The organism is Paracoccus actinidiae (assembly GCF_030863885.1).
Classification (GTDB): domain Bacteria; phylum Pseudomonadota; class Alphaproteobacteria; order Rhodobacterales; family Rhodobacteraceae; genus Paracoccus; species Paracoccus everestensis.
In genome coordinates this window covers 1,167,131-1,180,634 of record NZ_CP132956.1, presented here as the reverse complement: position 1 = coordinate 1,180,634, position 13,504 = coordinate 1,167,131, and the positions used below count along the sequence as shown (strand labels likewise).

Here is a 13,504-nt window from a genome sequence, read left to right as displayed (position 1 = left end):
AGAACGCATGATCCGCTATGGCACCAACCCCATCGCCTGGGCCAATGACGACGACCAGACCATCGGCGCCCATATCCCGACCGACCAGATCCTGAACGAGGCGGGCCGCATCATCGGCTTCGACGGGATTGAGAACGGCCACCGTTGGCCCGACGATCCGCAGGCGCTGAAGGATCTGCTGGGGGGATACGGGTTGAAGTTCATCTCGGGCTGGTATTCGACCAACCTGCTGGTGGGTTCGGTCGAGGATGAGATTGCGGCGGTCCAGCCGCACCTGGCCAAGCTGAAGGCGAACGACTGCCGCGTCTGCATTGTCTGCGAATGCTCGAACACCGTGCATGGCAATCCCGATATGCCCGTCAATGACCGCCCACGCCTGACCGCTGAGGAGATGGCGGCGTTCGGCGGCAAGATCGAGGAATTTGCAGCCTATCTGGCGTCCCAGGGCATCACCCTCGCCTATCACCACCATATGGGCACAGTCGTTGAATCGCCCGAGGAGATCGACGCCTTCATGGCTGCCACTGGCCCCGCCACGCATCTGCTGTTCGACGCGGGCCATTGCACCTTCGGCGGCGGCGACCCAGTGGCCGTGCTGCGCCGTCACGCGGGCCGCGTGGCGCATTTCCATGCCAAGAACATCCGCCGGGACGTCACCGGGCAGGTGCGGGCGGAAAACCTGTCCTTCATTCAGGGCGTGCTGGCCGGGGCATTTACCGTGCCGGGCGATCCCGAAGGCGACATCGACTTCGTGCCGCTTTTGCGCATCCTGGCCGAGGCCGGCTATGACGGCTGGCTGGTGATCGAGGCCGAGCAGGATCCCCGGAAGCGCAATCCGCTGGAATACCAGTCGCTGGGGCTGAAGTCGCTGAAAGAGGCGGCCCGCGAGGCAGGGCTGGATCGCGCGGCGGCCTGATTTGCTTGCTGCGAAAGCCGGGGGCCAGCCCCCGGACCCCCGGGATATTTGAGCCAAAGTGAAAGAGGCCGCCATGCCTGACCTTCTTTGCAAACCCTTCGGCACTCATGGAAAGGTGCACCAGATCACGCCGCAGGCGGCGGGCTGGCGATACGTGGGCTTTTCCCTTTATCGCCTGCGGGCGGGCGAAACGGCATCCGAGGCGACCGGAGACCATGAAGCGATCCTGGTGATGGTCGAGGGGCGCGCGCGCCTTGTGGGCGCAGGCCAGGATTGGGGCGAGATGGGGGACCGGATGAATGTCTTCGAAAAGACCCCGCCCCATTGCCTGTATGTCCCGAATGCCCAGGACTGGCAGGCCGTGGCGGTAACGGATTGCACCATCGCCGTCTGCACCGCGCCGGGGCGCGGGGGACATCCCGCCCGCCGGATCGGGCCCCAGGGGATCGCCCTGACCCAGCGCGGCAAGGGCAGCAACACCCGCTGGATCAACAACATAGCCATGGAAGCCGAGGACTGGTGCGACAGCCTTCTGGTGACCGAGGTCTTTACCCCCGCGGGCAACTGGTCCTCTTATCCCAGCCACCGCCATGATGAGGACGACTTTCCCCGCATCACCTATCTTGAGGAAACCTATTACCACCGCCTGAACCCATGCGACGGCTGGGGCATCCAGCGGGTTTATACCGACGACGGATCGCTGGACGAATGCATGGCCGTGCGCGACGGCGATGTGGTCCTCGTCCCCCGGGGGCACCACCCCTGCGGCGCCCCCCATGGGTTCGAGATGTATTACCTCAACGTGATGGCCGGGCCGCGAAGGAACTGGCGCTTTGTCGCCGCGCCCGAGGTGGAAGGCGTCATCGCGCGGGATGCGGGCTGAGGCCAGGCACAACCCCGGGGGCCGGCTGATAAAGGTATAGCGGGCAGATCGTCGGGAACATCTGGGCGGGCGAACGGTTGGAGGTCGGGCGCCTGCCATATGCGGGCGTGTGATGCGCGGCCCGGTTGGCGGGCCTTCAGTCCACGACCGGCCAAGGATTTCCGATGTTCCCCGTCGAAGACACCCCGCAATGAGACATTCCTCCTGGATCCGGTGGACCGTCCTGCTGGGATTTGCCCTGGGCGGGTTCTTTGACGGCATCCTGCTGCACCAGATCCTGCAATGGCACCATCTTCTCAGCCTGGTGCCGGGGATGGAGGATCTGCGCCTGCAAATCCTGTGGGACGGCTGGTTTCACGCGCTGATGTATGCGCTTGCGGCCCTGGCGCTGATCGGGCTGTGGCGCGGGCGGGGAAGCGCGGCGGGAACGAACCCCACCCTTGGCGCGCTGCTGGCGGGCTTTGGCGGCTGGCACGTGGCGGATGCGATCCTGTCGCATTGGCTGCTGGGCATCCACCGGATCAAGCTGGACAGCGCCGCGCCGCTTGCCTGGGATCTTGGATGGTTCGCGACGCTTGGGCTGGGGCCGATCCTGCTGGGGTGGATGGTCGCGCGCAGGCCGGGCCAGGGCGGGCCTCCGCCTGCCGTCACCGTGGCCCTGCTGGCGGCGGTCGGCCTCGGGGCGGGTATCTGGGCGGCGCAGCCCCCGGCGGATCAGCCGTTCACCACCATTGTCCTGGCGCCGGGCGTTAATCCCGAAGCCGCCCTGGACCGCGCAGGCTTCGCGCAGGCGGACCTGATCTGGTCCGACCCCTTGTCGCAGGTCGCGGTCGCGCGGCTGAACGGGGGCGATCCCTGGCGCCTTTACCTGGCCGGGGCGCTGCTGGTCAGCGGTTCGGGCGTGCCGGCCGGATGTTTCAACTGGGCGCGCGTCTGACGCGCCCCGAACAGGAGACGACAATGACCCTTGCCCTTATCACCGGCGCGTCCAGCGGCATCGGGCTGGAACTGGCCCGCATCGCCCGCGCTGACGGACATCAGACCATCGTGGTCGCCAATGAACCCGCCATCCACACGGCGGCGGCAGACCTTGGCGCAGAAGCAGTCGAGGCCGACCTGGCGACGCCCGAAGGGATCGCGGCCGTTCTGACCCATCTGGGGGGACGCGATGTCGATCTGTTGATGCTGAACGCGGGCACCGGCATGGGCCATTCCTTTCTGGACCAGGATCCGGCGGGCATCGACCATGTGGTGCTGACCAATGTCCTGGGCGTGCTGCGGCTTGCCCATCCCATCGGCCGCCGGATGCGCGCGCGGGGCGAAGGCCATATCCTGATCACCGGATCCATCGCGGGCTTCATGCCCGGGACGTTCCAGGCGATCTACAACGCCTCGAAGGCGTTCCTGAACAACTTCGCCCTCGCCCTGAACGAGGAACTGAAGGACACGGGGGTTTCCGTGACCTGCCTGATGCCGGGGATCACCGACACGGCTTTCTTCGAGCGCGCCGGGCTGCTGGACACAGCCCTGGGCCAGATGAAGACCAAGGACGATCCCGAAATGGTCGCCCGCGCCGGTTACGACGCGATGCTGGCGGGCCGGGCACAGATGACGCCGGGCCTCAAGAACAAGGCCCAAGCCGCCATGGCCGAAATCCTGCCCGCCGGGATGGTGGCCAAGGCGCATCGGCAGATGGCCAAGCCGCAGGACGAATGAACCCAATCCTTGCCAGGCCGTTCGGTCAGGCGGATCACAGGGTCCGGCAATCCCGGACCACCCAGCAGGAGACACCACGATGAAGCGCAGAACCCTTTTCGCCGCCGGTGCCATGGCCGCCGTCATGCCGGTCGCCCGGATGTCGTTTGCCCAGGCCGCGCCCGATGCAGAGATGCAGGCGATCCTGATGGGCGGCAACTTTTCCCTGCTCAGCAGCCGGGTCGCCGTCGACAAGGCCACCGATCCCGCCGTGAAGGCCTTTGCCATGCTGGAGGTTTCCGAGCAGGAAGCCGTGGCCCGTGCCTTTGGCGCCGCCCCCTCCGACCAGGTCGCGCCGGACCATGCGGCGATGCTGGAACAGATGGGCGCCATGCCTGCCGGGGCCGAATTCGACCAGCAGTACCTGGCGGCGCAGATGCAGGGTCATGAACAGTTGCGCGCGCTGCACGCGGCCTATGCGGAAAACGGCGCCAACCCGATGGCGCGCGGCGCGTCCATTGTCGGCGTCCCGGCGATTGATTCCCATATGTCCATGCTGCGCGCGATCAGCAACCGACTGGGTTGACCTGATGGAGGCCTGGCTTTGCTTTGCCGGAGGGAACGCGCTTGGCGCGTTCCACGTCGGCGCCTGGCAGGCAATCGAACAGTCCGGCCTGCGCGTTTCGCGCATGGCGGGCGCCTCTATCGGCGCGGTGGTTGCCGCCATCATCGCAGGCAATCCCCCCGACCGCCGGACCGAGGCGCTGCACGGCTTTCTGGCCCAGGTCCGCCACGACCGACCGGTGGGCGGGCGGCGGGCGTCGGTCACGGGAATGCTGATGCGCGGCCATTCGAAACTGTTCGTCCCGTCCTGGCCGGGGTTGTGGGAAATCCTGCCCGGAATGCCCGCCGACAGGTCGCAGTTCCGGCGCGGGCCGATGCGGCGTCTGCTGGAACGGTCCATCGACTTCGACCGCCTGAACGACGCGGAAATCGAGGTGACGATCACCGCGCTTGACGCCGAAACCGGAGACGTGGTGGATTTCCGCAACCGGGGCACGGCCTTGACGGTGGAACACCTGATGGCCAGCACCGCCCTGCCGGTCCTGTTCCGGCCCGTCCATATCGACGGGCGGTCCTTTCTGGACCCGGGCTTGTGCGAAAACCTGCCCTTGCGGCCCCTGCTGGACCGGCCGGGCGACGCGGCCATCATCGCGCTCGATCTGTTCACGCAGCGGGGCAAGATGCAGGAAACCATGGACGGCATCGGCACCCGCGCGCAGGAACTGTTCTTTGCCGGGCAATCGGTGCGCATGATCCAATGCGCCGATCTGCAAGGCCGCAATTTCCGCCATATCGTCCTGACCGACCCCCAGGATGTTTTCGTGGGCAAGGCCTTTGATTTCGGCAGGTCCAACCTGGAACGCCGGGTGCGGCTGGGCGCGGCCCTGACCAGCGAAGCCCTGACCGACCTGAACGTCATGATCCCCGCCCCCGCCCCGCAATCCACCGATTTGGAGGACGTGTCCAAATGATCCCGCCCCGTCTTCACGCCCGGCTTGACGCCCTGTCGGCCGCCGCGCTGATCCTGCTGCCCCGTGCGTTGCGGTGGCCCGACCGGCTGGCGCAGCCTCTGGCCCTGGCCGGGCTGGGGGTGGCGGCCTATTCCTTGGCGACGCGCTATCGCCCGGGGCCTGGCGGTGGCATCGATCTGGACCAGCACCGGATGCTGGATGCGGCGCAGGGGGCGGCCTGCCTGGCGGCGGGGCTTGCGGAAGAGGCCCCCGGTCCCCGCGCCTTTCTGACGGGCTATGGCGCCTTTTCCCTGGCCGCCGCCGCACTGACCCAGCCGCCGGGACCGAAAGGGGTGCTGTTGCCCCGGGGGGCCGTGGCGGAGGATCTTGGTCCCGACCTGGCCCGGCTGCGCTGCGGCATCGTGAACGTGGCCTTTATCGGGCCGCGTGGCGCAGGGGATCGAGGCTGGTATCTGGTCGATGCGGGGATTGCCGGTTCCGGCCCCGCCATCAGGGCGGCGGCCAGGGAACGCTTTGGCGATGCACGCCCTGCCGCGATCCTTTTGACGCATGGCCATTTCGATCATGTCGGTGCCCTGGCCGACCTGGCCCGCGACTGGGACGTGCCGATCCTTGCCCACCGATCCGAACGCCCCTTTCTCGACGGCACCCGGTCCTATCCGCCCCCCGCGCCCGAAGTCGGCGGCGGCAGCATGGCCGAACTGTCGCCCTTGTTCCCGCGCACGCCGATAAACGTGTCGGACCGGCTGCGCGATCTTCCGCGCGACGGGACGATCCCCGGACTGGACGGCTGGCAGTGGATCCATACGCCCGGCCATGCGCCGGGCCATGTGTCCTTCTGGAACGCGGCCACCTCGTCGCTGATCGCGGGCGATGCGATCAGCGCGACGCGCCAGGAATCGCTGTCGAACGCCGTGCTGCAGATCCCGCATCTGCAGGGACCACCCGCTTATTTCACGACCGATTGGGACGCCGCCGGGCGATCGGTGCGCAGGCTGGCGGCGCTGCGGCCCGAACGGATGATCCCGGGCCATGGCCTGGCCTTGGCGGGACCGGATTTCCAGGCCGCGCTTGACCGGCTGGCGCAGGATTTCGGGACGCGCGGGCTGCCCGCCCGCAGCCGCTATGCCCAGGCTATTTCCGAAACGGCCTGACGCCGGTCAACTTGCCTCGTCCATCAGGTGACGCGCCCACATCCCCGACGCCCAGGCGGCGGGGATGCCCAGCGGGATCGACACCAGGACCGTCGCCACGGGCGACAGCGCGGGCAGGCCGATGGCCTGGCCCAACAGTCCCAGCATGAACAGGTTTATCGCAACCGCCCCCGCCGCAAAGACATAGAGCATCAGCGCCAGTTTCCAGACGGGCCAGCGATCGTCCATGGTCTGTTTCCCTTTCATGCCCGATCCGCATCTTGCGCGATCTTGCGCAGATTTAATTCCCTTTCCTTGACTTAGGACAAGGATCCCCGTCGTCTTACAGTTGATGTAGCAGTCACCGTAACAATATCGGGAGATCCTCGCCATGCGCGAAGTCCTGACAAAGAGCATGGCCCGGAATATCTTCTATGGCGGGTCACTGTTCTTTATCCTCATCTTTGTCGGCCTGTCGGTTCACAGCCACTGGTATATCGTGAACGTGTCCACCAACGACGCGCCGCTGACCGAAAGCGTCGTCGGCGGCAAGCACGTCTGGGAAAAGCACGCCTGCGTCAACTGCCACTCGATCCTGGGCGAAGGCGCCTATTTTGCGCCCGAACTGGGCAATGTGATGACCCGTTGGGGCGTCCAGGACGACCCCGAAGCCGCTTTCGAGGTGATGAAGGCCTGGATGGAGGCACAGCCGTCCGGCATCGAAGGGCGGCGCCAGATGCCGCAGTTCAACCTTTCGGACGATGAAATCCGCGAAGTCACCGACTTCCTGCTGTGGACCAACAAGATCCGCACCCAGGGATGGCCCCCCAACGACGCCGGTTGATTGGAAAACACCATGAAATATCAATCACAACAAATCGCCCTGGTTTATATCACCGTGGCCCTGGCCTTGTTCGCCATCCAGGTGACGATGGGGCTGATCATCGGCTATATCTATGTCCAGCCGAATTTTTTGTCTGAAATCCTGCCCTTCAGCGTGGGCCGGATGGTTCATACCAACGCCTTGGTGGTCTGGCTGCTGACCGGCTTTTTCGGCGCCGCCTATTTCCTGATCCCCGAGGAAGCGGAACGCGAAATCCACTCGCCCTTCCTGGCCTATCTGCAACTGTTCATCCTGGTAGTGGGTACGCTGGGGGCTGTCGCCACCTATCTGTTCAATCCGTGGCAGGGCAACTATTTCGTGGGCACGCAGGGGCGCGAGTTCCTGGAACAGCCTACCTGGGTCAAGGTCGGCATCGTCGTTGCTGCGCTGATCTTCCTCTACAACGTGTCCATGACGGTGCTGAAAGGCCGCAAGACCGCGATCAGCACCATCCTGCTGATCGGGCTGTGGGGGCTGGCGCTGCTGTTCCTGTTCGCCTTCTACAACCCCGCGAACCTGGGTCTGGACAAGCAATACTGGTGGTTCGTGATCCACCTGTGGGTCGAAGGCGTCTGGGAACTGATCATGGCGTCGATCCTGGGCTTCCTGATGCTGAAGCTGACCGGCGTCGACCGCGAGGTGGTGGAAAAATGGCTTTACGTCATCGTCGCCACCGCGATGTTCTCGGGCATCCTCGGGACCGGACACCATTACTTCTGGATCGGGATGCCCGCGTACTGGCAGTGGATCGGCTCGATCTTCTCCTCCTTCGAGGTGGTGCCGTTCTTCGCGATGATGGCATTCGCCTTTGTCATGGTCTGGAAGGGCCGCCGCGATCACCCGAACAAGGCCGCGCTGCTGTGGTCGCTGGGCTGCGCCGTGCTGGCCTTCTTCGGCGCGGGCGTCTGGGGCTTTTTGCACACGCTGCACGGGGTGAACTATTACACCCACGGCACGCAGGTCACCGCCGCCCATGGGCACCTGGCCTTTTATGGCGCCTATGTCTGCCTCAACCTGGCGCTGTTCAGCTATGCCATGCCGATCCTGCGGCGTCGCGATCCTTATAACCAGGTGCTGAACATGGCCTCGTTCTGGCTGATGTCGGGCGGGATGCTGTTCATGACCTTTACCCTGACCTTTGCGGGCACGGTCCAGACCCATCTGCAACGCGTGATGGGCATGGGCTATATGGAAGTGCAGGACCAGCTGGCGCTGTTCTACTGGATGCGGTTCGGGTCGGGCATCGCCGTGGTCCTGGGCGCCCTGCTGTTCATCTATGCCGTGGCCTTCCCGCGCCGCGAGGTGGTGCGCCCCGGCCCGGTGGAACGTGATCGTCTGGCCCACAACCCTGACCACATTGCCGCGGAGTGATGACCATGGATGGAACCTTCAACCTGAGGGGGGCGGATGCCCCCTTCTACCTGCCCCAGGCGGACGAATGCGACATCTTCGCCGCAGCATATGCCAAGAACCTGCCCTTGCTGCTGAAAGGCCCGACCGGCTGCGGCAAGACCCGCTTTGTCGCGCATATGGCGGCAAGGCTGGAACGGCCGCTTTACACGGTCGCCTGCCATGACGACCTGTCGGCGGCCGACCTGATCGGGCGCTATCTGCTTAAGGGCGGCGAAACCGTCTGGGTCGATGGCCCCCTGACCCGCGCAGTGCGCGAGGGCGCGATCTGCTATCTGGACGAGGTGGTCGAGGCCCGCAAGGACGTGGCCGTGGTCCTGCACCCCCTGACCGACGACCGCCGCATCCTGCCCATCGACCGCACCGGAGAGGAGCTGCAGGCCGCCCCCGGCTTCATGCTGGTGGCATCCTACAACCCCGGCTACCAGAACATCATGAAGACGCTGAAGCCTTCGACCCGTCAGCGTTTCCTGTCGGTCGAATTCACCTTTCCCAAACCCGAACACGAAATCCCGGTGGTGGTGCGCGAAAGCGGCCTGGATGCCGACCGCGTGTCCTTGCTGGTGCGGCTGGCGGGCAAGCTGCGCGGGCTGAAGGGCCAGGATCTGGAGGAAGGCGTGTCCACACGGCTGGTCGTCTATGCGGCCACGCTGATCGCCGGGGGGATGTCCATGGACCGCGCCATCCGGGCCGCGATGATCGAACCGTTGACCGACGACGCCGACATTCGCGCGGGCCTGATGGATCTGGTCGTCGCAGTGATGGGCTGACGCCATGGGCCATATCGAGATCGCCCCCTGGGAACCCGAGGAAAGCGTCGGCAAGCTGTGGCACTTCCTGGCCTCGCGCATGGACCCGCCACGCCGCTATCCCGATGCGGCCGTGCGGTTCGACGATATGCGTGGCCGGATTGCCGTGCTGTTCCGCGGGCTTGGCGGGGCGGCCGATGTGGAACTGAAGCCGGTGGCCGACCAGGCCAGCCGGCATCGCATATCCCTGCGCCGCAAGCTGGCGTTCGAGACCGAACACCTGGCCCGCGCCAGCTTCGACGGCGGGTCGCTGCGCCTGCCGATGGAACTGGCGGTTTTCCCGGAACGCGACGATAACAAGGCGCTCTATCTGTGGCTGGCCGCCGCATCGGCCCATGCGCCGGATTTTGCGGCCCAAGACGATCCCTTCCTGGCCGACCTGGCCGCGATCCGTGCGGGCCAGGCCATGACGCAGGCCACGCTGGAGGCCGCGCCCGGCCTGCGCGCCGTCTGGACCCGGCTTTGCGCCGCCCATCTGGCCGACCGCATCCGCCCGAACCTGTCGGGGGCCGAGGCGGGCGTAGAAGGGCTGATCCGGCATCTGCTGGGCGATCCGGCCCCGGTCCCTTCCGGGTTGCTGGCGGGGTTGGACAGCCCCCCTGCTCATTGGCGCGCCCCGCGCAAATACCGGCCCATGCTGCCCGTGCCCATGTGGCCCGACCTGCGCGGGTTGACCAGCGGCATCGCATCCGACGTGGCAAGCCTGCCCACCGACGGCACGCCCGAGGAATCGGGGGACGGCACCGCCCGCAAGACGCGGCGGATGAAGGCCGACCAGGCCGAGCGCAAGGACAGCCTGATCCTTTACAAGTTCGAGGCCATGCTGACCTGGGCCGAGATGCTGAACATCAACCGCCGGGTTGAAGACGACGACCTGGACAATGCCAAGAAGGCCACCGACGACCACGAGGAAATCGTGCTGGGCCAGATCAGCAAGGCACCGGCGACGAAACTGAAGCTGCATCTGGATCTGGCGCCCGAGGATGTGGACCGCGAACGCATTGCGGGCAAGTTCACCTATCCCGAATGGGACGCGCGTGGCGGCGTCTGGATGCCGGATCATTGCCGCGTGCTGGCAGCCCCGGTCGAGCCCGCGCCCGATTACGCAGGCGTCACCGACCCCGCCGCCCGCCGCCGGATCGACGCGGTGCGCCGCCAGTTCCAGGCCCTGCGCCCGGCCCGGCTGATCCGCCATGCCCAGCCCGACGGCGACGACCTGGATCTGGACGCCACGCTGCGGTCTGTGACCGACCTGCGCGCATCGGGTCGCGGCAGCGACCGCATCTGGCGCCAGGCCCGCCCCGAAAACCGCGACCTTGCCGTGTCGATCCTGCTGGACGTGTCGCGGTCCACGGAAAGCGCCGTGACCGGCCGCCCCGTCATCGACATCGCGCGCGAGGCGCTGACCGCGCTTGCCTGGGGGCTGGATGCCTGCGGCGACCGCTTTGCGATCCAAGGCTTTTCCTCGCTGAAACGCGACCGGGTCTGGCTGCATGAATGCAAGACCTTCGACGAACCCATGTCCCGCACTACCGAGGCGCGGATTCATGCGCTGCGTCCGGGCTTCTATACCCGGCTGGGCGCGGCGATCCGCCATGCCTCTGCCGGGCTGGCGGACGAAGGCCGGTCGCGGCGGCTGATGATCGTCATCACCGACGGCAAGCCCAACGACCTTGACCATTACGAAGGCCGCCACGGGATCGAGGACAGCTCCATGGCCGTCCGCGAGGCGCGCCGCGCAGGCCATTCGGTCTTTGGCATCACCATCGACAAGGGCGCGCAAAGCTGGTTCCCGCGCATCTTCGGACAAGGCGGATTTTCGGTGATCCGCGACCCGGACCGGCTGACAAATACGCTGCCCCAGATCTATCGCCAGCTGGTCCTGTAATGGATCTGGACGACCTGCCGGGCGAGTTGATCATGTGGATCCTGATCGGATCCGAGATCCTTGTCTTCGCAGCGGGCGTCACGGCCATGTCCGCGATGCGCCTGACCGATCCGGCGGGGTTTGCCGACGCGCAGGCGATGCTGGACGGGCGCATGGCGGCGCTGAACACGGTCGTGCTGGTCACCTCCGGCCTGTTCGCCGCCCGCGCCGAACGGGCGGCGGCCGGGGGCGACAAGCGTGGCGCGCGGCGGGGGCTGATGCTGGCGGCCCTGGGCGGGATGATCTTCCTGGTCGTGAAGGGCATGGAATATGCGCATGACCTGTCCTTGGGGATCGGGATCGACACGCATCCCTTTTTCACCTTCTATTTCCTGCTGACGGGATTTCATGCGGCCCATGTGATCGCGGGCGTGGCGGTGCTGGCGCTGGTGGCCATTCGCGCCCGTCCCGAGCCTGTGCAGGCGGGCGCGATGTTCTGGCACATGGTCGATCTGGTCTGGGTGCTGATCCTGCCGCCGATCTATTTGCTGATGTGATGACGATGGACCGATTGAACCGCAACTGGCTGATGCTGATCGCCTTGATCCTGGCGACCGTGGCCGTGGCGACGCAGGACGGACGCATCGCCGCAGCCGGGCTGCTGGTCCTGGCCTGGGCCAAGGCGCGGGCGATCCTGGGCGGCTTCCTGCATCTGGACCGCGCACCGGGATGGCTGCCGGCCTTCCTGGTACCGCTGGCCTTGTGGCTTTGCGTGGTCTGGGGGTTGGCTGCTGTCAGATGACGCGGCTGATCGCGCCGAACGCTTCGGCATGGGCCAGGTCGTGAAGGCGCGAAACGGATGCGATGGCGGCACTTGATTGGTTCACCCGCACGCCCAGTTCCCGCAGCTTCGCAAAGGCGCGGGACAGGCTTTCGGGCTTCATCCCCAGCCTGCCCGCGATCAGCGCCTTGTCATAGGGCAGCACGACCGTGGCGCTTTCGGTGCCCTCGGGACACAGTTCCAGCAGGAATTCGGCCACCCGCTGCGCGCCCGACCGGGCCTTCAGCTGCTCGATCTGTTCGACCAGGCCCTGCAGGTGCAGGAAGGTCGCCGACAGGATGGAGATCGCGGCCTCGGGCCGGGTTTGCAGCATATCCAGGAAAGCCCGCGCCGGCACGGCGATCAGGTCGCAGGCCGTCACCGCCTCGGCCGACACGGGATAGGCCGCCTGGCGCAGGGCGATGGGTTCGCCAAAGCTTTGACCCCGTGTCATCACGCCCACCACGGCTTCGGCCCCGTTGGGCGCGATGCGATACAGCTTGATCCAGCCATCGGCGACGATATGGATCGCCTGGGCGTCATCGCCATGCTGGAACAGAACCTGCCCGCGCCGCAGATGGACGACATGGGCCGCATCCAGCAACGTGTCGCGCAGTCCGGCCGGCAGGGTCGCGAAAAGCCGCGACTGGCAGGCGACCTGGCGGTGCGCGGCAGACAGTTTCATGCTCATCGGATGCGGCCTTTTCTGGAAGAAAGAAGGCAGGGGCGGCTGTCGCCCGCCCCGCCGGTCATCGGCGTCACTGGACCTGGGCGATTTCCGCGTCCATGCGCTCGCGCGCCTTCTTGGACAGCTTCACGGTCTTGGCCGCCTCGAGGTTCGCGGGCGCGTCGCCCACCTGGATCAGGCCCACCATGCCCATCGCGAAATGCGGCGTGCACTTGACGCCGTACAAGCCCGGCTCGGTCACGGTCAGCGAAAACTCCTCGTTGATCTTGCTTTTGAAGGTTTCCACGCCCTCGGGCAGGATGTCCTTGATGGCTTCGACGTTGTGGCTCTTGTCGGTGGGAATGAAATGGATCACGTCGCCAGGCTCGGCCTTCACGAAGGCGGGTTCGAACACCATCATCCCGGCCTCGCCCTTGTTGAGCATATGCACCTCGTGTTCGGCGGCAAGGGCCGTGCCCCCCAGGGCCAGCATCAGGGCAGGGGCAGCAAGGAAGAAAGCGCGTTTCATGGTCATCTCCTGAATAGGCGGGCCGATCCTGGCCCGTTGATCAGGACTTTAGGCCTTGGCGGCCACCCGCACTTTGCGAAAACGCAAACAAGGGGACGGTTAAGAACACCTAACAAAACCTTCTGATCTGGTTGAGGCAGATGAGAGCGCAGCCGAGGATCACGAAGGCCTCATGGATGTCGGCGCGCCGCTCATACCGGATGGCGAGGCGGCGAAAGCGGTTCGAACAACGTGCCACAACAAAAACCGCGGAGAACGCCTCGTCCTCGACTGCTAACCCATTGTTTCCACATAAGTGAGACGTTCAATCAGGATCAAAATGCCGTCGGAACTGTCGAACTTCGGAAGCCTGCAAAC

The 13,504-nt window shown here is 65.9% G+C and carries 16 protein-coding genes and 1 pseudogene; 13 read left to right on the top strand and 4 right to left on the bottom strand.

Annotated elements, in window-relative coordinates; translation table 11 throughout:
- Positions 1 to 7 precede the first annotated feature (7 nt).
- The 7 genes from iolE (at position 8) to Q5701_RS05900 (ending at position 6,183) form a co-directional block, all read left to right on the top strand.
- Entirely contained in the window at positions 8 to 916 is a 909-nt protein-coding gene (gene iolE / locus Q5701_RS05930) for a myo-inosose-2 dehydratase (protein WP_306754324.1), read from the top strand.
- A 73-nt stretch (positions 917 to 989) separates the two neighbouring features.
- Positions 990 to 1,799, top strand: a complete 810-nt coding sequence (gene iolB / locus Q5701_RS05925; protein ID WP_306754323.1) for a 5-deoxy-glucuronate isomerase — start codon at positions 990 to 992, stop codon at positions 1,797 to 1,799.
- Between the two features lie 190 nt (positions 1,800 to 1,989).
- Positions 1,990 to 2,736, top strand: coding sequence for a DUF2243 domain-containing protein (locus tag Q5701_RS05920; RefSeq protein ID WP_306754322.1), 747 nt, complete (start codon positions 1,990 to 1,992; stop codon positions 2,734 to 2,736).
- A gap of 23 nt (positions 2,737 to 2,759) precedes the next feature.
- On the top strand, positions 2,760 to 3,515 hold the full coding sequence (locus tag Q5701_RS05915; RefSeq protein ID WP_306754321.1) for an SDR family NAD(P)-dependent oxidoreductase: 756 nt from the start codon (positions 2,760 to 2,762) through the stop codon (positions 3,513 to 3,515).
- Between the two features lie 79 nt (positions 3,516 to 3,594).
- Positions 3,595 to 4,080 (top strand): DUF4142 domain-containing protein, encoded by a 486-nt coding sequence (locus Q5701_RS05910; RefSeq protein ID WP_306754319.1) that lies wholly within the window; start codon positions 3,595 to 3,597, stop codon positions 4,078 to 4,080.
- Between the two features lie 4 nt (positions 4,081 to 4,084).
- Entirely contained in the window at positions 4,085 to 5,029 is a 945-nt protein-coding gene (locus Q5701_RS05905) for a patatin-like phospholipase family protein (RefSeq protein ID WP_306754316.1), read from the top strand.
- The gene (locus tag Q5701_RS05900) at positions 5,026 to 6,183 is read left to right on the top strand and encodes an MBL fold metallo-hydrolase (protein ID WP_306754315.1); all 1,158 of its coding nucleotides are present in this window, start codon (positions 5,026 to 5,028) and stop codon (positions 6,181 to 6,183) included. Before Q5701_RS05905 ends, Q5701_RS05900 begins: the two co-directional genes overlap by 4 nt.
- 6 nt (positions 6,184 to 6,189) lie before the next feature.
- On the opposite strand, the gene Q5701_RS05895 is transcribed toward Q5701_RS05900, so the two are convergent.
- Positions 6,190 to 6,411: a hypothetical protein gene (locus Q5701_RS05895; protein WP_234854712.1), complete on the bottom strand. Its 222-nt coding sequence runs from the start codon at positions 6,409 to 6,411 to the stop codon at positions 6,190 to 6,192.
- 142 nt (positions 6,412 to 6,553) lie between these two features.
- On the opposite strand from Q5701_RS05895, the gene Q5701_RS05890 reads away from it, so the two are divergent.
- The 6 genes from Q5701_RS05890 to Q5701_RS05865 are packed head-to-tail and all read left to right on the top strand — an operon-like array spanning position 6,554 to position 11,933.
- Entirely contained in the window at positions 6,554 to 7,006 is a 453-nt protein-coding gene (locus Q5701_RS05890; RefSeq protein ID WP_306754314.1) for a c-type cytochrome, read from the top strand.
- 12 nt (positions 7,007 to 7,018) lie between these two features.
- The gene (locus tag Q5701_RS05885) at positions 7,019 to 8,416 is read left to right on the top strand and encodes a cbb3-type cytochrome c oxidase subunit I (RefSeq protein ID WP_306754313.1); all 1,398 of its coding nucleotides are present in this window, start codon (positions 7,019 to 7,021) and stop codon (positions 8,414 to 8,416) included.
- Positions 8,417 to 8,421: 5 nt separating this feature from the next.
- Positions 8,422 to 9,225: a CbbQ/NirQ/NorQ/GpvN family protein gene (locus Q5701_RS05880; RefSeq protein ID WP_306755349.1), complete on the top strand. Its 804-nt coding sequence runs from the start codon at positions 8,422 to 8,424 to the stop codon at positions 9,223 to 9,225.
- Between the two features lie 4 nt (positions 9,226 to 9,229).
- Entirely contained in the window at positions 9,230 to 11,152 is a 1,923-nt protein-coding gene (locus Q5701_RS05875) for a nitric oxide reductase activation protein NorD (RefSeq protein WP_306754312.1), read from the top strand.
- Complete coding sequence (locus Q5701_RS05870; RefSeq protein ID WP_306754311.1) at positions 11,152 to 11,688, top strand: cytochrome c oxidase subunit 3; 537 nt, start codon at positions 11,152 to 11,154, stop codon at positions 11,686 to 11,688. Before Q5701_RS05875 ends, Q5701_RS05870 begins: the two co-directional genes overlap by 1 nt.
- Complete coding sequence (locus Q5701_RS05865) at positions 11,688 to 11,933, top strand: cytochrome C oxidase subunit IV family protein (RefSeq protein ID WP_306754309.1); 246 nt, start codon at positions 11,688 to 11,690, stop codon at positions 11,931 to 11,933. The genes Q5701_RS05870 and Q5701_RS05865 overlap by 1 nt, the downstream gene beginning before the upstream one ends.
- On the opposite strand, the gene Q5701_RS05860 is transcribed toward Q5701_RS05865, so the two are convergent.
- The 3 genes and pseudogenes from Q5701_RS05860 to Q5701_RS05850 all read right to left on the bottom strand — a co-directional run.
- Entirely contained in the window at positions 11,926 to 12,642 is a 717-nt protein-coding gene (locus Q5701_RS05860; RefSeq protein ID WP_306754308.1) for a Crp/Fnr family transcriptional regulator, read from the bottom strand. The two genes, Q5701_RS05865 and Q5701_RS05860, sit on opposite strands and share 8 nt — an antisense overlap.
- A 67-nt stretch (positions 12,643 to 12,709) precedes the next feature.
- Positions 12,710 to 13,147, bottom strand: a complete 438-nt coding sequence (locus Q5701_RS05855) for a pseudoazurin (protein ID WP_373568618.1) — start codon at positions 13,145 to 13,147, stop codon at positions 12,710 to 12,712.
- Positions 13,148 to 13,256: 109 nt separating this feature from the next.
- Positions 13,257 to 13,370, bottom strand: a pseudogene (locus tag Q5701_RS05850) (IS5/IS1182 family transposase); the annotation flags it as partial.
- Positions 13,371 to 13,504 lie beyond the last annotated feature (134 nt).